Consider the following 22,664-nt stretch of genomic DNA (forward strand, 5'->3'; position numbering starts at 1 on the left):
GTTACTTAACTTAATTATGTAAAACAAAAAGCCCGAAATAATTTTCGGGCTTTTTAGTTTTTTAAGTACGTAAATTAGAATGTATAACGTGCTTCAAAACGCAGGTAACGAGCACCTAAACGTGATGATGTCATACCCCAGTTCGGATTCACTTCTTGCCCGTTTTCACCGTCGCGCGCATGCTCTTGTACAACAGCTGTTTGCGTATCAAAGTTAAACACGTTAAATGCTGTTGCTTTTAACTCAAGTGGGTTACCGGCAACTGAAATGTTATAAGCTAGGCTTAAATCAAACTCTTTTAGCCAATCTGTTTCGCCAAATGTGCCACGTGGAGCAGGGTTACCATCAGCATCATAGAATGATACATGGTCATAGCCACGGCTATTACATTCACTCCACACTGAGCTAGCTGCGCAGCTATCAATGCCTTCTGGGTGACGTGAGAATCGGCTAATTGGTACACCTGAAGTAACACGTGCGTTAAAGCCAAGCACAAGATTTTCAGTAATGTTGTAATAACCATTTACTTTAAATGAGTGACGACGGTCATTTGGCAGGTTACCGCTTGAATGGTCCATTAAATCAGCGTAGTCATAAGAGGTAGTCCAACCAGGATCCGCTTGACCGTTATCGGTACGTACAAGGCCTTCGGTGTTACCCCAGCTGTGCGACCAAGTGTATGATGCGTTGTAATGGAAATCGTTGCCAATATTGCCTTTTAAGGTATTTTCAATTGCGCCATATTTACGTTTAGGGTCCGGCAATGCGATGTATTCTGCTGGAATAACAATGCGCTCGGCCACACCGTCGCCATTTGTATCGTAGAAAATATCAAGGTCAGTACCCGGGTTATTCAAGATATAAGCATAACCCGGATCGCTGTCGATACCGTTTTCTGCAAACCATTTGCGCATTACAGGGCCGTAGTTGGTGTCTTCAATTGATTTCTTTAAGTCGCGATAAATACCGCGTACACCATAAACTAAATCACCGTCTAAAAATTCACCCTGATAACCAATTGTAATTTCATCAGAATACATGGCTTCTAGGTCTTGGCTCACAATCATACCTGTGTTGATCTCACCAGTTTGTACAACATCTTCACCTAAAAATGCACCTGTACTTGGTGAGCCATCAGCAAGTAGCATTGGTTCGCCGTTTGCATCTAAATCACCGAGTTCATAATAGTAATGAATATCACGGCGTTGACCACCTTGCGTGATGTTCATGTTTGCTGATACTGGCTGGTAGTAGCGTCCAAAGGTGGCATATACTTTTGACGTGCCTTCACCTAAATCATAAATCGCTTGCAGGCGAGGTGCGATTTGGTCGTCAACATCTACGTACTTTTCACCCGTAGAAACCGTGTTGTAAACGCTTGAGTAACGTAAGCCTAAGTTTAAGGTTAGTTGATCGGTAACCATCCACGTATCTTGGATGTAGAATGCGGTTGAGTTGACCTCTGAATTAGTGAAGTCGGTTCTTACACGTTGATCAATAAACGCTTCGCCCGCAGGGTGTCCAACTGGGTTACCTTCCCACGCGTAAAGTACTTCCCACCAACCAGCGCGATCACCAACACCATTTGGGCTGTTTTCGTAATCAACATCAATATTTACGTAATCAAAACCAATCTTGATATCGTGGTCGTCGAGTGTCCAGCTAAAGTCTGCGCGGAACTGATCGCGAATAAACTCACTTTCAGTAATTGATGATGCTGACTCTTGTGAGATTTTGTTCCAGCTACCTGAGAGTTGTGACCACACGAGTGGATCTGAGCTTGTCGCTGAGTTATACGTTTTATCTACTGTGCGACCAGCAACCACTTCAATCGACATATCGTCATTGAGAATACCTGAATATGTTAAACCATAGATATCGCCACCTGTACGCGACTTATAATCACTTAGGAACTCGCCAACGTCTTCTGTTTGCAATCGTTTGCGTAAGTTTTACCTTTGCCTTTGTTAGTAAAGCCAATGGCTGTCGCAGTAATTGAGTGATCGTCAGTAATAAACCAGTCAACAGTAGCAAGGTAACGGTCTGATGTATTTTCACCGATATCTATCGTGTTGTTTTTGCCGTTTTCGTAATCATTCTTTTGCGGCGCATAAACACCATAAAAGAATAGGGTATCTTCAATTAAAGCGCCGCCTGCCGAGATTGAGTAGCGGGTAAACGTGCTTTCGTCTTGCGCTGTATTTGAGAAGTAATTGCCTTCTCTATCGATTAAATTGTCGTGATGTGAACGCGTAAAGTCTGGGTCGATACGAGCGTATGCTTCGAATTCCCATTCATTGCTACCTGATTTTGATACGGCATTTACAATACCACCTAAAGCGCCACCAAATTTAGGGTCAATGCCGCCTGTCATAACTTCGGTTTGCGCAACACCTTCCCACGGTAAACCAATAGAGCCAATACCGGTTTTGATATTGGTAATATTAATACCATTTAAATAATAGGCATTTTCAGCAGACGAACTTCCGCCAATGCTTGATGCACCAAATTCACCGTTACTTACAACACCTGGTGTCAGTAAAGCGATTGCTTCAAACCCTGTTTCCACAGGTAAACGTTCTAGTTCAGCTTTTGTAACAACGATACCGCCAGTAGATGATTCCATATTAACGCGAGCAATGCTGCTACCGGTAATTTCTATGGTTTCCATATCAGTGCCGACAGAATACATGGTATTGTTAAATACAACTGATCCACCTACGGTCACCAGAAGATCTTGCTCGATGATCTGTTCATAACCATTTTTTTCAATGGTCATAATGTATTCACCAACAGGTAGTTTGCGTAGGGTATAACTGCCGTCTTCGTTGGTTGTGATAGTACGTGTTACACCTTTTGTTTTATGTTTTAGTGTAACCGTAGCGTTTTCGAGTACTTGCTGCTGCGCATTTGACACAACACCTTTGACAGTGCCGTTGAAGGTATCATTTGCAAACGTTGGTGCGCTTATTGCGATTGCGCCGGAAACGGCAAGGGCGCATGCCGAACGTTTAAGTAAGTTGCTTGTTTTTATCATTGTTGCATATCCTGAATTGTTACGAAGGTATAATGTATACATTATGTAAATAGATGTAACATGGATGTGCTTGCCGTGTAAAGATTGTATACATTATATTTTGTGTTGGTTTACATTTGCGGACGAAATGTAACCCTAGTGAAAAAGTTAAAATTCAAACAATACAAAAGGTTATGTATTTTAAGTTAATGTATCTTCGGGTGAAATTTAAACAATAGTAATTTACCTAATTAGCGGTACTACAAGATTGTCGATGTAAAAAATGTGTTTAAGAATGCGAACATTAGTCAATTGGATATGCTAAGAATTGAGATCAAATTTAGGCAATGTACATAAAAGCAGAGCTTTTCTTTTTAGTAAAAAACAGACTATTTTGATTTTGTTTTATGGCAAACATGGCAGGTGTTTTATCAAGACATCGCGCCTTACACGTATGTCTATTTGCAAGGCACTGCTAACTTTACTTTGTTAACGCGTAAAACGTTTATGTTCTGATAAATGCATAAAGTAACAGTGTTGCTTTATGTCGAAATACAAAAACATATAAAAATGCAAAGCATAAAATTAACATCAAATACTAGGTTAGATTCGTCTTACATTTTTGGTGTTTGAATAGTGGGCCTTATTTTGAGGTTGAACGTTAATTTGTATGGAAAGGGAATATTAAAGGCTTGAGTGCAGTACTACTTAAGGCATTGAGCGCACAGTGATTTCAGGAAAATTGGTATGTTGGTAATTTAAAAGTTCGAAAGAGCTTGTAGTAAATAGCCTGATTAGTCTTTATGTAACTCAAACAGTTGGTCGAGTGAATAAATCGCTAATGGTGACGTTTGATTAAATGACACATCAAGCATTTTTGTTGCTACTTGTGATGCGGTTATCGGTTTAAAACGCTTTAGAAAAGCAAACTTACACAGTGTAGGTAATATTAAACTTGCCATATATTCGCCAAGGCGAAATGTATCTCGATTCCCCAAAAGCAATGACGGTTGTAAAATACTAATATGGTTAAAAGGTAACGCCTTTATTTTTGTTTCTAGTTCGCCCTTCATTTTGAGATATGCGCTCACACTTTTACTATTAGCACCACTAGAAGACACTAAAATATAGCGACTAACGCCATTTTCCGCTGCAATTTTTGCTACTGTATATTGATAATCAACATCGACAATACGTTGTGCGTTAATTGAACCTGCTTGTCGCTTTGTTGTTCCCAAACAAGAAAATAACATATCACCGTTTATCAATGCGTGATGTTGCAGTAGCTCGTCAAAATTAATTCTGTGGCAGGTTATTTTGGCATGATGAAACTCAACATTTCGCCTTACCAGTAGATTTATGTGCTTAATTTGATCACATTCAATTAATTGCTTTACTAGTTTGCTACCAACAAGGCCTGTTGCACCAATCACTGTTACGTTATACGCCATATATCTTTCTCAATTTTTTATCGTATTAAGTTTATTGCGGTCGGTCTTTGTTTTAACTTAGTCGATCAACAACCTAACCCGGCCATTAATCTCTTTTGATGTAACAACGTTTTGGCGTGAAACTTAATACACGCCAGCTACTAAATATTGGTTACTACAACGCGTATTGCTAACAGAATAAACGCAATGGCAAGCATATTGTTAATGGTTTTGCCGTATCGTAATAATTCAAATTTTTGATTTGCATGACTAGTGATAAGGCTGACCAAGCAATACCACAGTGTGTCGATCACTAAAACAGTAATGCACATAATAGCGGCTGAACCAATTGTTATGCTATCTGGGTCAATAAATTGTGAAAATAGCGCCAAGAAGAAAATGGCGAGTTTGGGGTTTAAAAATGCAATGGCAAAGCCATCTTGCGCTGCAGCTAAATTCCCTGTATTTGCATTATTAGCGATCTCAAAATGATTTGTTTTTTGTCGCAGAATACTAACTGCGAGATAAACTAAATAAGCGGCGCCAGCAAATAAAATTACCTTATACGCAATAGGGAATTCATGGATAAAACCCGCTAATCCAACAACAGCAAGTGTTGCGTAAATGCCAACTCCAACGCCATGGGCGACGCTTGCAATCAGACCTTGTTTTAACCCGCGTGTCATGGAATGGGATAACACCACCGCTAAACTGGGTCCTGGGGACATAGCACCGATTGCACAAACACCAACAAGACTTATCCAAAGTGCAAAATCCATAATTGTTCCTTTTTTTAGCAGTTATGTTTACTGGTGTTGCAAATTCAACATACGTGTTTGTTTAGACCGTGCAAAAGTTAAATTAGACGATTTAATCACAATCGGCTTTATACAATAACGTAACCCATTCAGGGTGGTCGATAAAGGGATTGCGATTTGCCTGAAAAGTATAAATTACCGTATTTCTGTTTATTTCAAAACTATCAACTGGGTCAGCAAAATGCCATTGCAATAACGTGCATAAATCGCCTATCTGGCCAACGCCGTCTTCGATTTTGCTGCGTGCAGTATCGTGATGCGTTACAACTTGTAAATCTGGCATATCATGGTGCGAACCATTTTCATACATCACATCCATGTAAAAAATCATGCGCGCAATATCGCCTTTAACCCCGTTATGTGGCTCAAAAGACTGTGATTTATACTTTTTATTCCAGGGGGCTTCTTTAATAGGCATGCCCCCATTAAAAAAATCATTATCACTGCGCTGAGTATTGAGTGACACATCGGCGGGTTTTATTTGATGAACATCGGTATAGCCTTGTTGCGAGCGCTTAGGGAAGCCATGACTTTTTGGCCAAATATGTTCTCGGTTCCAATAATCTTGATTACGACTAAATTTACCGGTGCCATTATGTTGTTTTGAAATCGAGGTGTTTTTATAAATTAACCGAATATTTTCGCGATTATTTGGCTCTTCATCGCTGTAGGTAAGTACCGACCATACTTCTTTATATTTAAGAGTGTGAAATTCGCGATTGATGTCTTTGTGAATTGCGTGTTTGAGCTTTTGTGGCCCTGCGCTAAGCGCGCGGTAACTGTCGCGGTAATATATATTTGCGTCAAATAAGCTCGCGTCTTTAACGGTCTCGACAATAGGGCAATGCGTGCACGGGGCATTCGATTTGGCGAGTACGGAATTAACACTCAAATATAAAACAAGCAAAAACAAACAAGGTTTTAACATTACGCGCATTTATTATTATTTTTTTAGGCCGCTAAATTGTACCTAGTTTATTGATAATTATGCAATCAAAAGCGCTGTGCTTAGTCAAATCACCAGATTCACGCTAGTTTACCTATTTAAAAACCGCACTAAATATAAGTGTATGACTTAATTGATATTGTTACTTAATTTTTCGTGTCTAAGAGTGTGAGAAAAACGCAAAGTAAGATATACTTGAGTAATATACACGCTATTGTTTCATGCCCGTACACACTAGTGTGGCGATTAATTATGTCGCGCAGGTAAATAATTCCAAGCAAACTGACATTAGGTGACCAATGACGGCTGAATTAAAGAAGCGAATCGCTATTTTAGAAAGGATGTTAGATAACGTGGGTGCTTGTATTTTTAGTAAAGATTTAGATGGACGATATACCTATGTTAATCAAGCCGTATTAAATGTGTTTGATTTAAATGAAGAAGATGTACTCGGAAAAGACGATAGTCACTTTTTCAATTTAGCGAAGTCTCAAGAAGTCATCGAGAATGACCGCGCCGTAATGCAAACAGGCAAAGTACTGGAAAAAGAAGAAACGAATTTTGTTAAATCGTTTAATAAAGAGAAAACCTACCGCATTGTAAAAAAACCAATTTATGATGAGGACGCAAATATTATCGGCTTATTTGGTATTGCCAATGATATTAGCGAGCAACGTGAATTAGAAAGCAAAGTACATGAACAAAACCAATTGCTTGATATTGTATTAGATAATGTAGCAGCGCATATTTATATGAAAGACGATGCCCGTGAGTTTATGTATGTTAACGCTAAAGTAGCGTCGTTGTTTGGCTTGCCGGTATCGCAAATTATCGGTGCGAAAGAACAAGATATATTGCCGGAAGAAATGGCTGCGCATTTCCATCAAAGTGATTCAGAGTTATTTGCCAGCGGCAAAAAACAAACAATTGAAGAAACTGTTACGGATGAAAGTGGTAATACGCGCCACTATTTAAGTGTAAAAGTACCCTTTGAACAACAAGGGCGCCGTTCACTAATTGGCTTTTCAACCGAAGTGACAGAACTTTATGAGCTCAAAGAGCAATTTCGTAAACAAGCAAATACCGATTATTTGACTGGACTGTATAACCGCCGTTATTTTGTTGAAGTTGCTGAACGGGAATTTAAGCGAGCAATGCGCAGTGGCGAACCATTTGCGTTAATGTCGCTGGATATCGACCATTTTAAGCGCATAAATGACAAGTTTGGTCACCCAGCAGGTGATGAAGTGCTTAAAACAATAGCAAAAAACCTGATTGGAAATTTACGTGACGAAGACGTTTTAGCGCGTATTGGTGGTGAAGAATTTGCGATTATTTTGCCACATACGAACTTTGAACAAGCCAGTAAGGTAGCTGAGCGCATTCGTGATTATCAATCATCTCATGCTATAGCTACGGAGCAAGATGACGTGTTGGCAAAAGTGAGTATCGGCTTAGTGATGCGAGAACATGACGATGATACTTTCGATAGCATGTTTAAACGTGTTGATAAGGCGCTTTATCAAGCCAAAGAGCAAGGACGAAACCGAGTCGTCGCGCACGTAAGTTAAGCTGTTGCACGTTACTCATTTTAAAACAGGGCATTTTACAGCCCGTTGTTAGTTTAAAGCCGCGAAATCGCGGCTTTTTTATTTCTGTTCGCGTTAGTTCGAATAGTACATCGCGAATAGATGAAGTCAGTAACAGGTTATTGGGTGCGCGTTTGTTCTAGCCGCGTCAGTACGTCAATGGCATTTAGATAAACCTCATTCGACCCACTGTTTTGTCCGCCAAATGATGTGCTTAGCTTGTAGGTGTGCTTCATATCATTGAGCAAATCATGTTTTTGATTTGGTAATTCATTCATTGAAGTAGGGGCACCAATCGCCATCATTTCACCGCGGCCAATAAACCCACCTTCAAATAACTCTTTAGATAGGCTGCGAATTTCATCGCCATAGATACTGTGTAAATCGTACTGAGAGGCAATGGTTTGCCAGTTTTCATTCATTTTATGGGCTTGTTCACTGATTGACACCGAATCACTAACACTTTTGTTCACTGTATCTTGAGGCGTCTGATCTGCGTGTGTCACCCGCAACGATTGAGGTTTGTTAACCGCACTGAGGTTACTTGCGCTGTATACATTCATGATTGAGTTCCTTTCATACGTATTGTGTGGAACAAAATATGAGCAAGTAAAGTGCCAACCCTTATTATTTTAGAGCGTTTTCAGCGCACAGTAAGTTCAACTTTGTTGCGCTTGCACACGTAACACAGTGTATTAATTAACCTGATACATTGCTTGGATACTTGGCCATCGCCTTTGGAAATTGTTGTCTGATAAGGGCTAAGTCAGCTTCGATATCACCGCTTAGTGTAACCGGTGGCATTACAATAAATTCTTTGGTGCGAAAATCGAGTGCCATAGGCACAATAGGAACATTAGCAGCATAGGCTATGTGTAAAAAGCCCGTCTTCCATTCATCGGTGTGTTTTCGAGTGCCTTCTGGTGCAATGCCTAGAATAAGTTTGTCTTGTTGTTGAAATACATCGGCAACCTGCGCAACCAAACCGTGCTTAGAAGAGCGCTCAACGGCAATGCCACCCCACTTTTTAAGTAAAACACCCAGCGGCCAGAAAAATATGGTGTGTTTACCAAGAAACTTAATCTCGATACCCAACGAAAGCTTAACGGCGATTGCGATTATAAAGTCCCAATTTGATGTGTGTGGTGCCACAGCCGCAACAAATTTTGACTGATCTGGGAATGCCCCAGAGACATGCCAACCAAATAACTTAAGAAAGTTGCGTCCGATAAAACGACCAAGTTGGCTGTTTGTGCGAGGAATTGAATTAGGTACTTCAGTGTGCATAAGCATTTATTATTTTCACTACCATCTATCACCATCACAGATTTAGAGCATAAAGTCTAGTTGTTTAGTAATGGTTGCTATTTTGCTAATACTAACGTGAGTGGGTTTGTTGTGATGGATGAGCGCATCAAATAGCAAAGTGTTTTTGATACTATACTTTAACTCCATACAGGGCTATAACCTCAGGTTATGCACTCCCTTTATTCTGTCACTTTTGCTGGTGTGTTTTCCGTGTTAGCGTGTTGCTTCATAACCAAAAAAACAAACTTAAAAAAATGATTTTACGAATAGCGTTTACAGTCTGTTTACTCTTGCCGCTTGTGACCAAAGCAGAGAGCTTAATGATGTTGTCGGGCAAGGTTGTTACAGATACCAATAAACCAATTGCCAATGCACATTTAAAAATTGGCGACACATCCGTTGTTACTTCAAGTGAAGGTGACTTTTCATTAGAGCTGTCAAAACATGCCATATATGCGCTCGATATTAGTGCTTCTAATTTTTATAGTATGCGCTTTAGCTATTCGCACTTCGAACTTGAAAACAGGCACACAGGCAATGTTGATTTAGGCAAAATCACCTTAGTTGCTAAGAAAAAAGAGCGGGTTCTGTTAGCGTTTGGCGGCGACGTAATGATGGGCAGGCGTTATGCCAAACCGTATTTTGATAATCCTACTCTCATTCACGATGAAACGATCGCCACTGATACCAAAGCAATTGTTCAGTATATGGCGCCTTACATTAAAAAAGCCGACTTTGCAGCGGTTAATTTAGAAAGCCAAATAGCGGATAAAACACCAACGCAACGTGCGCCTAAATCGGTGACGTTTTTCTCACCACCAGAGACGATTAGCGCACTTAAAGATGCGGGTGTTGATTACGTCACTCTTGGAAACAACCATACTTACGATTACTTAGATTCAGGTCTAAAATCCACCCTAGAAGCGCTGAATTATTACCAAATGCCGTATTCAGGCGCAGGCGTTAATGAAGCGGAAGCGCTCAAAGCGTATCGTACATCTATTCAAGGTAATCAGTACGCAATGCTTGGTTATGTTGGATGGGAAGGCAGTGCACAGCCTAGTCAAACAGCAGCAAAGGTAAAGGGCGGGGCAGCCTATGGCTCTTATGACAATATTGTTGCTACAGTGAAACGCGAAGTGGCAGATAATCGTGTAACGGTTGCGCAATATCATGGCAGTCTGGAATACCAAGATGAACCGTCAATGATGACCGAGACACGCTTAAAGGCGGCAATTGACGCCGGCGCAGATCTGGCAATTGCACACCATCCGCACGTTGCGCAGGGTTTTGAAGTGTATAACGGAAAGCTGATTGCGTATTCAATGGGCAACTTTATTTTTGATCAGTTTTTTTACGCGACAAATCACTCTTTTATGTTGTACGTTTGGATGGATGGCGAGCGCTTCTATCGTGCTGAAGTTGTGCCGGTTTATCTACAGGGCTATGTGCCAACACCGGCAACAGGCAGTCATCGTACGCGTATTTTGACACGTCTTGATGAGCTAACCAGTAAACGCAATACCCATTTTGCACGAAATGCCGGCCATGGCGTTATATTACCAAACACAAAAGTGGCGAAAGAATTTGAAATTACACTTTCAGCACAAAATAAACGTATTTTAGCCTTGCCTTATCGTGCAAGCGAAGGACATGTTACGGCCGTTAAAACGAGTGAAATAAACCGCTATCGATTAGGGATAAATTTGATTAACAACGCGAATTTAGAAACCCACATGGCATATTATTCTCATGATCGTGGATTTAATTTGGATCAAAGTTCGTTTCAGATCAGTGATAAACAGGCATTCAGTGGCGATTATGCGCTACAAAGCCAAGGTGACAATGGGCATTCGCAACTGGCAATGACTAACTTTACGCGTGTTTACCGAGCAGGAAACCCAGCAACCGTCAGTGCAATGGTGAAAGGTAAAGGTAGAGTTAATGTTTATTGGCAGGGGCGTAAAACGCGAGGTAAATTACTCGACTCACTAAAAAATGGTAAAAAACATCGAATAGATAGCATTGAGCTTAATGGAAATTGGCAAGAAATAGCCAGTGAATTTAATACGCCAAGAGTAGGGTATCGCAGTATTCGCGTGTTGTTTGAGTTTGAGCACAGTGGAGAGGTGTTTATAGACGATATAGCCTTAATCGAGTGGCGAACCCCTTTTCTGCCAAAACAACAGCAAGCGCACTTTCATAATGGGGCGGGCCATGCAACCTATATTGGCTTTGAACAGCCATTGAAAAAAGCTGCAGGGCTTGTGATAAAACAACGCTAAAAAAAGAGGCTAATGCCTCTTTTTTACGATTAGAATGTATAGCTGTATTGCACTGCAGCTAAACTGGCGTCGCCGTGCGATTCAAAACCCCAAGTTTGGCCTAAACCATCACGTTCTTCAAAACTAACCGACTCACCGTCAATGAAGGTGACTGCAAAATCAATTTTATGCTGTTTGTTAGGCGAATAGCTTAAGCCGGTGCTGTACCAAATTCGGTCGCTATCTGGAATTGAAATTGACTTGTGCGCCGAGTTAGTCGGTGTCGCGTCATTGGCGATACCTGCACGGATCATTACTGTCGGTGTAAGCTGATAACTCGCACCGAGCGATACACGATATGCATCACTGAAATCTTCAGTTTTGGTAAATACTGCGTCTTCTTTGCCTTCAACATAAGCGGCTAACTCTTGGAAATCACTCCAGTCGGTCCATTGCACGCTGTAATGAATAGCCAATGCCGGAGTTAATGCATGATAACCCGAAAACTCAGCAATATCAGGTAAGGTAATGGCAAGTTCGCCTGGTAATACCTTACCTTGTAAACCACCAATCATAGTCGGTAGTTGATTAGAGTAATCACCTTCTAGATCGAGCTCTACTTGAGAGCGGTAGCTTAGGCCAAAACGGTGGTCATGGTTTACTTCGTACAATGCACCGATATTCCAACCAAATGCAATATCATCACCTTCTAAGTTCGCGGCTTCTAACTCATTTGGTAGGTTAAATGCCGTTTCACCAAAGTGTCGAACTAAGTTTGCGTCGGCATAGACTAAATTTAAACCTGCGCCTACGCTCAGTTGCTCTGTTACCTTGTATGCAGCACTTAGGTTAAAATTGACCGTGGTAAGTGATGTTTCGCCGGCTAGTTGGCCCGCGTTGTAATCGTCATTTAGCTCGGTGCTTAAACCATAGTTTGAAAACGCACCACCACCAAGCGTTAAACGCGCGTCGATTGGTAACACAAAATATCCTGCTGGTATGACAGCTGAAGGCGCGATGCTGTTGTCATTTAAGCTTGTGATATCACTGCCGTTTGAGGCACTTAATCCAGATACCGACACATCGGGCGCAATGTATGACACAACACCACTGATTTGTGCGTCTTTAATTTTGCTAATACCTGCAGGGTTACGAGCAACAATACTGGCATCATCGGCAATTGCAGCGTCACCTGCGAAGGCTCGGCCTAAACCTGATGCACTGTGTTCATTGAGTTGAAAAGCGCCAGCGGTGGCATTTGCACACACCATCATTAGCGATGATGCGATAAGTGTTTTTCTAATAAGCACGGACGTTACTCTTTATAGTAAGATTTCGCGCTAGTGTAGAGTAATGAAAAGTGTAAGCCTGTAGTTATTGGTGATTGTTGTAATTACGTGGTTACAAATGTAAAAAAAGGGAAGCGAGCTTCCCTTTTTAATTACTATTATTCAATTATTTCTGGCGATGCAGGGGTATCTTCATCCGGTTTGAACGCTAACATATCGCGAATATTCTTTTGTACTGTGATGGCTGAAAACAGTGATAAGGTATAAGCCATGGCAAAAAAGCCCTTTTCACTGAGTAACATATCGGCGTTAAAAAGGCCGATCGCAAGTAATGCGATAGCAATTGCCAGTGATACCCAGCAAATCATTGTGTACGGCTTTGATATAGGTAAACCTTGTTGTTTATCACGTACCACTTTTTGTAACGACACTGCGGCAAATAAACTGTAAAGCAAAATAATTAGGTAATAACCTTTCTCGTTCAACAGTAAGGTTGCATTGTATAAGCCAATTAAATACGCGCCCATGCCAATCACTAAACTTGCGATCGCGCTTAATTTAAATGCGCTGGTTGGTTTTAAATTATCCATAATATTTATCCATGCTTGTGAATTAAGTTACATACAAGTATCGGGATAATTACAAATAAGTAAACTTTATATTTGAAAGTTGCTTATTTTACGCTTAATGGTATTAATTTGTGCTACTAAATTAACTTTTTGTGCGTCTAAACTGTTCGAATAACGATGGCTCCCATGGGCGCATCGCAAACAATATGCCCATGTGTTTGCGTTTATCAAGAGTCAGATCGGCATCTTCAATATTGAGTTGTGCGGCTTCTTTAGTCAGCTGCTCTAGTTTCTTCTTAATGTAATCGATGGAAGTTTGTGAATAACGGCCACGTAAATAAAAGCGAGATGCATCAATGTTATCGAATTTGTTAGCCATAAACTTAGTCATGACTTCGTTTTCCATAAAGCGCTCTAATGGTCCATTTTTTTGCCAACGAAAATCTTGTGCGATAAGCGATTTATAATGATTATTGGGCAATAGCTGAATAATTTTGAGTTTGTCTAACTTAGCCATCAAACGGATAGCTTCGAATTGATCTATGTCGTATTGGTCAATAATTTCATCAAATTGCCAGCCATCGCGAATACATACCGCAACAAGTAACAGTTTAGGGTCATCAACCAGCTGTTGTTCTTGCTCTAAGTTTAATTGTGATAATTGGCTTTGTTGTTTCTCAGTTAATGAAAACAAATCAGTAAGGCTAATATTGAGCAGTTGGCAAATTTGTTCAAGCCGCGTTAGCGAAAAGTTATTACTAGCAAAAACACGCTTTACATTTGCTTCACTTAAATCTAGATGCGCTGCAACATCGCGGTAGGTGAGTTTATGTTGTTTAAGCAATTGTTTAAGCGTTAAGGTGACGCTTTTAATTTGGCTCATAATCATCCTTGGTATTATTTTTTGATACTTTAAGTCTTTAAATTTCATACTTCAACCATTTTGGTTTACATAGATAATTCTTTCTCCTAATTTAAAAAGCGTAAACGGAACCACCCAAGAGGAATTAACATGAAGTTTATTAAATCAATTGTAATCAGTTCAGTACTTTTCGCAGCAATGCCGTATCACGCAAATGCAGCATCAGATAATTTTATTGAGGCGAGCAAGCATTCATCGCTTGCTACGGTCCATTCAGTAAAAGGCTCAGCACAAGTTGCTAGCGGTGTAGTCGCGGTACCTTTAATTGCCGCTGGCAGTGTTGGCATGGTGAGTATGGCTGCGGGCGATAAAGCAATGCGCACTGCAAAATCACTTAGCAAAAAACCAGATGCACCGCTTGAAATTACCGAGGTGACTATCACAGTAGACCGTTCACCTGCACATGCAATGAAGAAAAAGTGCAAGCAGTAGTTAAGTAATCTGAATTCGGGATAACAAATGACTTACTAGCAGCTACTGTTACTTATTTCCGGGTTAAATAGTATTAAGGGAGAAACATTATGAAATGGACATATGCATTATTTAGTTGCTTGTTGTTATCGAAGGCTGCCATTGCAGGCAGCCAGCAACAACAAAAGCAAACGTTTCCGGTTGAGGATGTAACCGCGTTTGCTAAACAAGTTGAACACTATGCCGCTAAAAAAGGTGCGCGTGCATTTATTATTGCGCGTATGGGGCAAGCGAAAAAAGATTTACCAAAAGGTGTCAATTTCACCCATTCGGCATTAGCGGTTTATTCGGAAATCGCCCTTGATAACGGTGAGACTGCAAAAGGGTATGCTATTTATAACTTGTATCAAGAGCCAAAAGATAAAGACAAAAGCAGTTTAGTGACCGATTATCCTGTGGATTTTTTTTGGGGTGTGCCAGAGCTTACTGCGGGTATTATTATTCCTGACAGCGACCTACAATCTCGACTAATTGAAGCCGTTGTTAACGGTAATAATGTTACTTTGCACAATAGCAATTACTCACTTATATCAAACCCTTACACAACAAAATATCAAAATTGCAACGAACATTTATTAGATCTGATTAACTCGGCGATTTATCAAACTACAGATAAACAGCAATTAAAAGCGAACACCAAAGCATATTTTAAGCCGCAGCGTATTAGAGTAAACCGTGCAAAGTTGGCAATGGGAAACTTATTTATGGATGGTGTGTCGACCGATGATCATGGTACGAAAATTTATACCACCACGTTTACGAGCATAGCGAAATACCTGTCATCGTATGATTTGGCATCAAATGCCATAACGCTTAGTTACAATCAACCCGCTCGTCAGTTACTTGCGTCTAACTAGCGCATATTATGAATCAGCGTAGAAAAATACGGATTGGTGCGGTAACTCGCACCTAAAAAATCTCGCCAGCCTTGCCACTCATCATATACTTCGTTAGGTAAAATCGGCAGGTTATCTGCAATGAAATGGCGCTTGGTAACATAATCATTAATACTGCGAAATTGCTGTTCGCGCACCATCGTTTTAAGTGTTGAAAACGAAGGTAGTGTGTGTTGGTTACAATCGCATAATCCTAAGAAATCACGCCAACTAATCCAGTCCTCTTTGTACTTTTCGCGCGGTTTACAGGGTAGACGAATGTCACAACGTTTCGCGCGTTTTTGATAATCACTGGCTGAGGTAAATTTAAATTGTTTCGCAACCGATTTGGCGGTGTTGTATTCGCTGTAAAGCTTATTGTCTTCACGTTTAGTGCCTAAAAAGTCATACCAAGATACCCAGTCATTCACATAATGTTTAATTGGGTTAGGAGGCAGCTTTTCGTCATGTTCTTTACGCGTTGCAAAATAAGCAAGCGAACTTGAAATACCGAGCGCTTTTGCAGCTTGCTGGGCTTCTTTGTAGTCTTGGTAATAGGTCTTTCTTTTGATGCCGAGAAAGTGCGACCAACCTTGCCATTGCTCTGCGTAAAACTGTTCGGGCACTTTGGGCAGGCGCTCGTCAACTGTTTTACAAAATAGCTTATATGCACGGGCATTTTTAAAATTTGCGTTTGCAGCAACGCGTTTTGCACTGGAGTAATCTTTGTAAAGTCTTTCTGTGGCAGGGGCTGTGTTTAAAAAATCATGCCAGCCTTGCCACTCATTCTTGTAATAAGACTGCGGATTAGAATGTAAACGACTATCACATTGGCAACGCCGATAGCGATAGTCGATAGCACTGGTAAAGTTAAAAGTGTGTGCTGCGTGCTTGGCTTCGGCAAATGTCGTATAAAAGTCACGCTTGCTCATACTAAAGCCCCGCTATTTTGCTTGAGTGTGCTTTTGCTTCCCCCCAAATAAAGGGGGTGGGTTGAGACATTTGTGTACCATGAAACTCAAAGCCACATACAATATCGCTGCTAAGGAGCAAAGGCCCGTCTAAATCAACAAAATCAGCGTGCTGTGCAATTAGAAAGGCGGGTGCCATCGCTAACGAACTCGCTACCATACAGCCGGTCATAATAATAAAGCCGTGTTGTTTTGCTTCGTTTAATAAAGCTAGTGCCTCGGTTAGACCGCCAGTTTTATCAAGCTTAATATTGATTGCCTGATAGCGGTTTTTAAGCTCTGCTAATTGGTGTCGTGTATGGCATGATTCGTCGGCACAGATTGGAACGCACGGCGTTAACTGAGTGAGCGCCTGATCATTACCGGCTGGCAGGGGTTGTTCTATCAATGCAACATTGTACTGTTTCAGCGTAGGCAGTACAGCTTTTAATAAATCGAAATTCCATGCCTCATTCGCATCAACAATAAACTTGCTGTGTGGCGCTGCTACGTGAATTGCTCTCATTTTATCTAGCACCGAATCGGCATCAAGTTTGACCTTGATGAGCGGTGCATTGGCTAATGCTTTTGCCGCAACAGCCATATTTTGTGTACTGTCTAAACTAATTGTTTGAGCTGTCGTTAAGGGGCGTAATGGTATTTTCAGCATTTTGCTAACACTTTGCGATTGTGACTTCGCGTTAAAGTCCCAAAGTGCGCAATCAAGCGCGTTACGAGCGGCGCCTGCTTTTAACTCACTGATTGCGTGCTGGAGCGCAGCTTCCGATGAAAATTCACAGCCCAGCGCTTCGATTTGTGCTGCTACTGATGCACAGGTTTCACCATAGCGGGCATAGGGCACAGCTTCGCCAAAGCCTTGAAATTCGCCGTCTGAAATTGTCACAACAATCGTTTGTGCATGGCTTTTAACCCCGCGTGAAATACGAAACGGCTGTGCTAAGGGCCAAGATTGTTGATGCAAGGATATCGAAATTGCCATTATAAATTGTCCACAATTGATTGTACGCCATGACGTAATGGATCAACCACGGGCAGTCCCAGCTCTTGACTTAAATTACGGCAGATTTCATTGGCTTGTTGTTCACTTACCGAGGATGTATTAATTGTAATACCAGCAACTTTAACCGCTGGATTAGTGATACTGGCCGCCGCAAGATTAAGTTCGATTGTGTGCTTCAAGGTAGGTAAAGGGCGATCTGTTAGCCCGCGCATTGAACTGCGTCCAAGCGCATGACAAATAACCAGCGCATCCGGTTGTGAACCGTGCAATAAACCAAGGCTGACACCTGCGAAAGCGGGATGCGATAACGAACCTTGACCTTCGATAATATCCCAGTGATCAGCAGTATTATTGGGTGATAATGTTTCCGCTGCACCGCTAATAAAATCAGCCACTACACAGTCAATTGCAAGGCCTTTGCCCGCAATTAGTACGCCGCATTGACCTGTTGCGCGAAAATCCACATTTATGCCGTTTTCACGCATTGCACTCTCAAGGGCTAACGAAGTATACATTTTGCCAACCGAACAGTCAGTACCAACGGTCAATAGGCGTTTACCGCTGCGTTTATAGCCAGTACCTGTAGCGAACTTTTCAGTTGGGTGGCGAATGTCGATTAATTTGCAGTGATGTTGTGAACTTAGCGCTACAAGCTCCTGAAAATCGGTGAGTTTATCGTGAAGGCCGCTGACGATGTCCATGCCATTTTCAATTGCTTCTTTTATATAGGGCAGCCAGCTTTCATCAATTTTTCCGCCAGAATTGGCAAACCCTAGTACAAAGGTTTTCGCTCCTTTTTCAGCTGCTTCGGCAATGCTCATATCGGGTAAGTTAGCACTTTCAGTGCAGCCATCTAAACGATATTGACCAACGCATAACTCTGGCTTCCATGTGGCTACGCCTTTGGCCATTTTGATGGAAAGTGGATCGGTGGCATCGCCAAGGAAAACTAAATAAGGGGCTTGTAGCATAGTGGGTCTCGTTGTTCTTAATGTTGATAACTCTACACTAAGTGAATGTACAAACCTTGCCTATTTCCAAGCCTTTTTAGGCCTATAACTAAAGGTTATAGGTGTTATTTTTGAATGTGTTAACTAAACCTGTTTCATTAAAATATCGATAAATGCCTGGCAGTTAACCGATAAAGGTTTATCACTTAAATGAAGCGCTTGTACATCAAATTCCAGCTTAGGTTTGAATCCTGCGTAGTCGGTATCATTTGTTAAATTACCTCGCGCAGTAAATTCATCTACCACACATACGCCAATATTTTGCGCCACTAAACGCGACGCAATGAAATAAGTTTGTACTTGAATCGAACTTGACACACTGACTTCATTTTCGGATAAGCGATTCCATAATAAGTCACCGAGCGGTCCGCTATCCCAAATGCCGATTAGTTCATGCTTTGCCAGCTCACTGGTTTCGATATCAGTTTGCTGCGACGGTAAAATTGGTTTGGGTGCAACCATTACCATCTCGCTTTTACAAAGTGGAATTGCGCTGATGTTGGCTATCGGTGGTGGAGAAAACATAATCGCTAAATCGAGTTTATGTTCCATCAATGCTTGTTGTACATCTTCGTTATGTAATGTTTGCAAGTTTATATGTACTCCTGGGTAGCGCTTTTTAAATTCGCTGATTACAAGAGGAATAAGATCAAAACCAAGCGCTGGAGTAAAGCCAATATTAATGTGCCCAGAGCTGCTTTTCTTGATATTTTCTGCGGTATTTCTAACCCCGCGGATCTGCTTGTATACCTTGTCGACTTCGCTAAACAAGGCTTCTGCTTGCGAAGTGGGGATCAGGCGTCCTTTTACCCGTTCAAATAGTGCAAAACCCAATTGTTGTTCGGCATGAGCCAACACCTTACTTACTGATGGTTGAGAAACATGAAGAAACTGCGCCGCATTGGTGATTGAACCAGTTGTGTATATGGCGTGAAATACTTCAATGTGTCGTAATCGCATAGTGCTCTCGTTCTTTTAATGCTGAATTTAATGCTTAGCAAGTCGCTAAATTGGACTCGTTGTAAACCAAAAGTCTGCTCAACGTATCGATTTATTATATTTGTATATTATTTTATGCAATAAAACGAGTTTCTGTGAGAAAGATGTAACGTCATATTAACAAAGGTGAAATCCCCCCTGGTAGTGACGAAATAATCGCTATGCATAACTTTAGGTTATGGGGTGGTAAAAAACTATAAGTTGTTATTTTGAAGCCCATCTGTAACTTTTGTTATTCAGAAATGAACAGCTAACCCTGTTTGGTAGCGTCACTATAACAATAAATGGTAATTCATTATGAACAACACGGGCAAAACCAGATTTCAGCTAAGTGCAATGGCACTGGCTGTGATAACCAGCATAACAGCAAACGCAAATGAGCAAACGGCAAAAGACACTGAAATAGAACGTGTCGAAGTACTTGGGTCAAATATCAAACGTGCTCAAGTGGCAGATACCTTACCGATTACAGTAATGAGCAGTGACGATATCGCAGCAACAGGGGCGGCAACCGGTGAAGAGTTGTTACGTTCAATTCCACAAATCGGTGAAATGGCGTTTAATAACGAACGTGCTATTGGTGGTGTAAACGATGCACGTGGCGATGTATCGTCAATTAACTTACGTGGCTTAGGTACTGGTAATACACTTACCTTATTAAATGGTCGTCGTTTAGTGTTACACCCAGGCACGCAAACTGAAAACTTTGTTCCAGTGTCAACGGTTAATGCAAACACCTTACCGGTAAGTGGTTTAAAGCGTGTTGAAGTTTTACGTGATGGTGCTGCGGCAATTTATGGCTCAGATGCCGTAGCGGGTGTTGTGAACTATGTATTAAAAGATGATTATGAAGGCTCACGTTTCAGCGTAAACCACGGTACGTCACAAGGTACAGAGCTTAGTCAAACAAGTATCTCTGGTGCAACAGGGCTATCGTTTAATGATGACAAAACCCACCTAACAATGAGCTTAAGCCTATATGACAGAAAAGGCATGCCCGCGTCAGACAGAGATTATGCGGCTTCGCAAGACCGCAGAGAATACGCAGGGTTACCTGAAGAATATATTGGCGATACGCAACTTGATAATCGTTCAACCTCATCACCTTGGGGTGAATTTTCAACAGATACGCTAAAAACATTTCATATTCAACCAAATACAATGTCAGGCTGTGTTGTTGAGTTAGGTGGCGGTTTATGTGCTGATAAGGGCAGTTTGTCGCGCGACATGCGTTATGATCGTGCACTCGAGCAAAGCATGACCTCTGACGTGCAACGTGCAAACTTTTACGGCTATTTAAATCACGACTTGGATAACGACATCACATTATTTGGCGAAGCCATTTATTACCATGCAGAAACTCAGCGCTGGCGTGAACAAGCTGGCAATTTAACCTCACAACGCTTTACTATCAGTCCTGATGCGTATTACAACCCGTTCGGTGAAACAGTGACAATGCGCCGTTACCGCCCAGTTGATACAGGATTGCGAGACATTCAGGTTAAAGATACAAGCTTTCGGGTGTTAACAGGTTTGTCTGGTTATTATCAGGATTGGGATTGGGAAAGTGCGGTACTGTACAGCGAAGCGAAAACCCATGATAAAACTTACAACCGTATTGATGCGAATGCCTTTTTTGACGCGGTAAATAGTACAGATGCAGCGACAGCATATAACATCTTTAATGGTGCAGACCCTGCAAACTTAAACTCAGGTGATGCAACACCTAATTCACAAGCTGTGATTGATCAGTTTTTAGTAAATATTGACCGAGAAAGTAAAACATCTCTGGCACTTATGGACTTTAAAGTTTCAAACGCTGCGCTATTTGAATTAGGCGATGGCGAAGTGGGAATGGCCAGTGGTGTAGAATTTCGCCGTGAAACCTATTCAGATGATCGTGACCCCTTGTTAGATGGTAGTAAAGCGTTTTTTGATAAAAATAGCGGCGAAATGTTGTCTGAAAGTGGTGTGTTAGGCTCTAGCAATACCCCAGACTCAAATGGCTCACGCAATGTGTTTTCAGCCTATGTTGAATTTGTCGCACCATTATTAATGGATAGAGCGTTTGCCAAAAATTTAGAGCTTCAACTTGCTGCGCGTTATGAAAACTTTTCTGATGTGGGATCAGTGACCAAACCTAAAGTGGCATTGAGCTGGATGCCAAGCGATTGGTTACAGGTACGTGCCGCCTATGCCGAAGGGTTTAGAGCGCCAAACTTACCACAGGTTGTTGAGCAAGGAATTTCACGTTCAAATACGCGCTACGACCCGATTACCGACAGTTCTTATGGCATAACAGAAATTCGCGGTGGTAACAAAAACTTAAAACCTGAAGACGATACTAATACATCGTTTGGTTTAGTACTGATGCCATTTGATAACATCACTGTGACTGCCGACTGGTGGAATATCGAACAAGATGGTGTGGTAGGTATTTTAAACAGTCAAACGCACTTACTGTATGATTCATTATTGCGCTCGCAAGGTGGCAGTAACCCAAATGTTATTCGCGGCGATGACAATGAAGTGATCCATGTTAATAATCAATATGACAATTTAAGCCCAAGAGAAATTGAAGGCGTTGATTTTAGTGTTTTTTATGATTTAAAAACCGACTTTGGTAATTTTGATTTTAAGGTGAACGCAGCGCGCTTAATTCGTTTTGAACAACAACCTGATGACATAACAGCGCAAGTGCTAGCGGCGCAGCAAGCTGGCGATCCAGCCGTACCAGAATCTATTGTGATTACGGGCGCTGGCGATTTAATCCAGCAAAATGGCCGACCTGAGTGGCGCGCATATGCGTCAATGCGTTTTAAGCGCGACCAGTGGTCAGTTGGTACCACTGCAAACTATGTAAGTGATTTTTACGATACTAGCATTACCACATCAGATGGTGAGCCTTTGCCAATAGATAGTTTTACGACCATAAATTTATACGGCGACTATCGTTTTAAAGACGCAGGTTGGTTATCTAAAACGCGTATACGTGTTGGCGTTCGTAACATTGCTGACGAGAAGCCACCGATTGCGGATGAAAGCTTTGGTTACTTCTCAAGTGTGCATTCTAACCGAGGCCGTTATTTCTATTTTGATATCAGCAAATCGTTTTAATTCTGAAACGTGATGTAAGCAACCAGCGGCATGAACAAATGCCGCTATTTCTCGTATTCTTAAGGCACAT

At 41.3% G+C, this 22,664-nt stretch carries 19 protein-coding genes; 5 read left to right on the plus strand and 14 right to left on the minus strand.

Translation table 11 applies throughout. From position 1 onward, the window contains the following. Positions 1 to 74 precede the first annotated feature (74 nt). From C2M30_RS17945 to C2M30_RS17965, 5 genes are all read right to left on the minus strand, one after another. Positions 75 to 1,937: a TonB-dependent receptor domain-containing protein gene (locus C2M30_RS17945; protein WP_105172722.1), complete on the minus strand. Its 1,863-nt coding sequence runs from the start codon at positions 1,935 to 1,937 to the stop codon at positions 75 to 77. Continuing rightward, complete coding sequence (locus tag C2M30_RS17950; RefSeq protein ID WP_158683547.1) at positions 1,907 to 3,037, minus strand: TonB-dependent receptor; 1,131 nt, start codon at positions 3,035 to 3,037, stop codon at positions 1,907 to 1,909. Before C2M30_RS17950 ends, C2M30_RS17945 begins: the two co-directional genes overlap by 31 nt. A 773-nt stretch (positions 3,038 to 3,810) precedes the next feature. After that, positions 3,811 to 4,467 (minus strand): NAD(P)H-binding protein, encoded by a 657-nt coding sequence (locus tag C2M30_RS17955; protein WP_105172724.1) that lies wholly within the window; start codon positions 4,465 to 4,467, stop codon positions 3,811 to 3,813. A 140-nt stretch (positions 4,468 to 4,607) separates the two neighbouring features. Further along, positions 4,608 to 5,225 (minus strand): LysE family translocator, encoded by a 618-nt coding sequence (locus C2M30_RS17960; protein WP_105172725.1) that lies wholly within the window; start codon positions 5,223 to 5,225, stop codon positions 4,608 to 4,610. Positions 5,226 to 5,316: 91 nt separating this feature from the next. After that, positions 5,317 to 6,192 (minus strand): endonuclease I family protein, encoded by an 876-nt coding sequence (locus C2M30_RS17965; RefSeq protein WP_158683549.1) that lies wholly within the window; start codon positions 6,190 to 6,192, stop codon positions 5,317 to 5,319. Between the two features lie 317 nt (positions 6,193 to 6,509). Between C2M30_RS17965 and C2M30_RS17970 the strand changes: the two genes are divergently transcribed. Then, on the plus strand, positions 6,510 to 7,781 hold the full coding sequence (locus C2M30_RS17970) for a sensor domain-containing diguanylate cyclase (protein WP_105172727.1): 1,272 nt from the start codon (positions 6,510 to 6,512) through the stop codon (positions 7,779 to 7,781). 137 nt (positions 7,782 to 7,918) lie between these two features. Here the strand turns inward: C2M30_RS17970 and C2M30_RS17975 are convergent, their stop codons facing one another. Together C2M30_RS17975 and C2M30_RS17980 are read right to left on the minus strand one after the other, a co-directional pair. Continuing rightward, complete coding sequence (locus C2M30_RS17975; RefSeq protein ID WP_105172728.1) at positions 7,919 to 8,362, minus strand: hypothetical protein; 444 nt, start codon at positions 8,360 to 8,362, stop codon at positions 7,919 to 7,921. Between the two features lie 136 nt (positions 8,363 to 8,498). Continuing rightward, entirely contained in the window at positions 8,499 to 9,092 is a 594-nt protein-coding gene (locus C2M30_RS17980; RefSeq protein WP_105172729.1) for a lysophospholipid acyltransferase family protein, read from the minus strand. Positions 9,093 to 9,361: 269 nt separating this feature from the next. On the opposite strand from C2M30_RS17980, the gene C2M30_RS17985 reads away from it, so the two are divergent. Then, entirely contained in the window at positions 9,362 to 11,392 is a 2,031-nt protein-coding gene (locus C2M30_RS17985; protein WP_158683551.1) for a CapA family protein, read from the plus strand. Positions 11,393 to 11,421: 29 nt separating this feature from the next. Here the strand turns inward: C2M30_RS17985 and C2M30_RS17990 are convergent, their stop codons facing one another. The 3 genes from C2M30_RS17990 to C2M30_RS18000 all read right to left on the minus strand — a co-directional run bounded on the left by C2M30_RS17990 (position 11,422) and on the right by C2M30_RS18000 (position 14,112). Next, complete coding sequence (locus tag C2M30_RS17990; RefSeq protein WP_105172731.1) at positions 11,422 to 12,681, minus strand: outer membrane protein transport protein; 1,260 nt, start codon at positions 12,679 to 12,681, stop codon at positions 11,422 to 11,424. Between the two features lie 137 nt (positions 12,682 to 12,818). Continuing rightward, the gene (yiaA, locus tag C2M30_RS17995; RefSeq protein WP_105172732.1) at positions 12,819 to 13,250 is read right to left on the minus strand and encodes an inner membrane protein YiaA; all 432 of its coding nucleotides are present in this window, start codon (positions 13,248 to 13,250) and stop codon (positions 12,819 to 12,821) included. A gap of 121 nt (positions 13,251 to 13,371) precedes the next feature. After that, on the minus strand, positions 13,372 to 14,112 hold the full coding sequence (locus C2M30_RS18000) for a helix-turn-helix domain-containing protein (protein ID WP_105172733.1): 741 nt from the start codon (positions 14,110 to 14,112) through the stop codon (positions 13,372 to 13,374). A gap of 129 nt (positions 14,113 to 14,241) precedes the next feature. On the opposite strand from C2M30_RS18000, the gene C2M30_RS18005 reads away from it, so the two are divergent. Both C2M30_RS18005 and C2M30_RS18010 read left to right on the plus strand, forming a co-directional pair. Continuing rightward, positions 14,242 to 14,583, plus strand: a complete 342-nt coding sequence (locus C2M30_RS18005; protein ID WP_105172734.1) for a hypothetical protein — start codon at positions 14,242 to 14,244, stop codon at positions 14,581 to 14,583. Positions 14,584 to 14,672: 89 nt separating this feature from the next. Next, the gene (locus C2M30_RS18010; RefSeq protein ID WP_105172735.1) at positions 14,673 to 15,479 is read left to right on the plus strand and encodes a DUF2145 domain-containing protein; all 807 of its coding nucleotides are present in this window, start codon (positions 14,673 to 14,675) and stop codon (positions 15,477 to 15,479) included. On the opposite strand, the gene C2M30_RS18015 is transcribed toward C2M30_RS18010, so the two are convergent. From C2M30_RS18015 to C2M30_RS18030, 4 genes are all read right to left on the minus strand, one after another. After that, positions 15,476 to 16,429: an integrase repeat-containing protein gene (locus C2M30_RS18015; RefSeq protein ID WP_105172736.1), complete on the minus strand. Its 954-nt coding sequence runs from the start codon at positions 16,427 to 16,429 to the stop codon at positions 15,476 to 15,478. The two genes, C2M30_RS18010 and C2M30_RS18015, sit on opposite strands and share 4 nt — an antisense overlap. 1 nt (position 16,430) lies before the next feature. Then, entirely contained in the window at positions 16,431 to 17,447 is a 1,017-nt protein-coding gene (dgcA, locus tag C2M30_RS18020) for an N-acetyl-D-Glu racemase DgcA (protein ID WP_105172737.1), read from the minus strand. Continuing rightward, positions 17,447 to 18,439, minus strand: a complete 993-nt coding sequence (gene dgcN, locus C2M30_RS18025; protein WP_105172738.1) for an N-acetyltransferase DgcN — start codon at positions 18,437 to 18,439, stop codon at positions 17,447 to 17,449. The genes dgcA and dgcN overlap by 1 nt, the downstream gene beginning before the upstream one ends. 123 nt (positions 18,440 to 18,562) lie before the next feature. Further along, positions 18,563 to 19,438: a LysR family transcriptional regulator gene (locus C2M30_RS18030; RefSeq protein ID WP_010558919.1), complete on the minus strand. Its 876-nt coding sequence runs from the start codon at positions 19,436 to 19,438 to the stop codon at positions 18,563 to 18,565. Positions 19,439 to 19,774: 336 nt separating this feature from the next. Here C2M30_RS18030 and C2M30_RS18035 point away from each other — a divergent pair, with 336 nt between their 5' ends. Then, positions 19,775 to 22,594: a TonB-dependent receptor domain-containing protein gene (locus C2M30_RS18035; protein ID WP_105172739.1), complete on the plus strand. Its 2,820-nt coding sequence runs from the start codon at positions 19,775 to 19,777 to the stop codon at positions 22,592 to 22,594. The last annotated feature ends 70 nt before the right edge of the window (positions 22,595 to 22,664 follow it).

The sequence above is a fragment of the Pseudoalteromonas sp. T1lg24 genome (assembly GCF_002964745.1).
In the GTDB taxonomy this organism is placed as follows: Bacteria; Pseudomonadota; Gammaproteobacteria; order Enterobacterales; family Alteromonadaceae; genus Pseudoalteromonas; species Pseudoalteromonas spongiae.

What these genes read in the sequence shown, in the direction of transcription:
- C2M30_RS17975 (WP_105172728.1), bottom strand. Translation starts at nt 8,362, where the DNA reads ATGAATGTATACAGCGCAAGTAACCTCAGTGCGGTTAACAAACCTCAA.
- C2M30_RS17955 (WP_105172724.1), bottom strand. Translation starts at nt 4,467, where the DNA reads ATGGCGTATAACGTAACAGTGATTGGTGCAACAGGCCTTGTTGGTAGC.
- C2M30_RS18015 (WP_105172736.1), bottom strand. Translation starts at nt 16,429, where the DNA reads ATGAGCAAGCGTGACTTTTATACGACATTTGCCGAAGCCAAGCACGCA.
- C2M30_RS17950 (WP_158683547.1), bottom strand. Translation starts at nt 3,037, where the DNA reads ATGATAAAAACAAGCAACTTACTTAAACGTTCGGCATGCGCCCTTGCC.
- C2M30_RS18030 (WP_010558919.1), bottom strand. Translation starts at nt 19,438, where the DNA reads ATGCGATTACGACACATTGAAGTATTTCACGCCATATACACAACTGGT.
- dgcA (WP_105172737.1), bottom strand. Translation starts at nt 17,447, where the DNA reads ATGGCAATTTCGATATCCTTGCATCAACAATCTTGGCCCTTAGCACAG.
- C2M30_RS18035 (WP_105172739.1), top strand. Translation starts at nt 19,775, where the DNA reads ATGAACAACACGGGCAAAACCAGATTTCAGCTAAGTGCAATGGCACTG.
- dgcN (WP_105172738.1), bottom strand. Translation starts at nt 18,439, where the DNA reads ATGCTACAAGCCCCTTATTTAGTTTTCCTTGGCGATGCCACCGATCCA.
- C2M30_RS18010 (WP_105172735.1), top strand. Translation starts at nt 14,673, where the DNA reads ATGAAATGGACATATGCATTATTTAGTTGCTTGTTGTTATCGAAGGCT.
- C2M30_RS17980 (WP_105172729.1), bottom strand. Translation starts at nt 9,092, where the DNA reads ATGCTTATGCACACTGAAGTACCTAATTCAATTCCTCGCACAAACAGC.
- C2M30_RS17965 (WP_158683549.1), bottom strand. Translation starts at nt 6,192, where the DNA reads ATGTTAAAACCTTGTTTGTTTTTGCTTGTTTTATATTTGAGTGTTAAT.
- C2M30_RS17985 (WP_158683551.1), top strand. Translation starts at nt 9,362, where the DNA reads ATGATTTTACGAATAGCGTTTACAGTCTGTTTACTCTTGCCGCTTGTG.
- C2M30_RS18005 (WP_105172734.1), top strand. Translation starts at nt 14,242, where the DNA reads ATGAAGTTTATTAAATCAATTGTAATCAGTTCAGTACTTTTCGCAGCA.
- C2M30_RS18000 (WP_105172733.1), bottom strand. Translation starts at nt 14,112, where the DNA reads ATGAGCCAAATTAAAAGCGTCACCTTAACGCTTAAACAATTGCTTAAA.
- yiaA (WP_105172732.1), bottom strand. Translation starts at nt 13,250, where the DNA reads ATGGATAATTTAAAACCAACCAGCGCATTTAAATTAAGCGCGATCGCA.
- C2M30_RS17970 (WP_105172727.1), top strand. Translation starts at nt 6,510, where the DNA reads ATGACGGCTGAATTAAAGAAGCGAATCGCTATTTTAGAAAGGATGTTA.
- C2M30_RS17960 (WP_105172725.1), bottom strand. Translation starts at nt 5,225, where the DNA reads ATGGATTTTGCACTTTGGATAAGTCTTGTTGGTGTTTGTGCAATCGGT.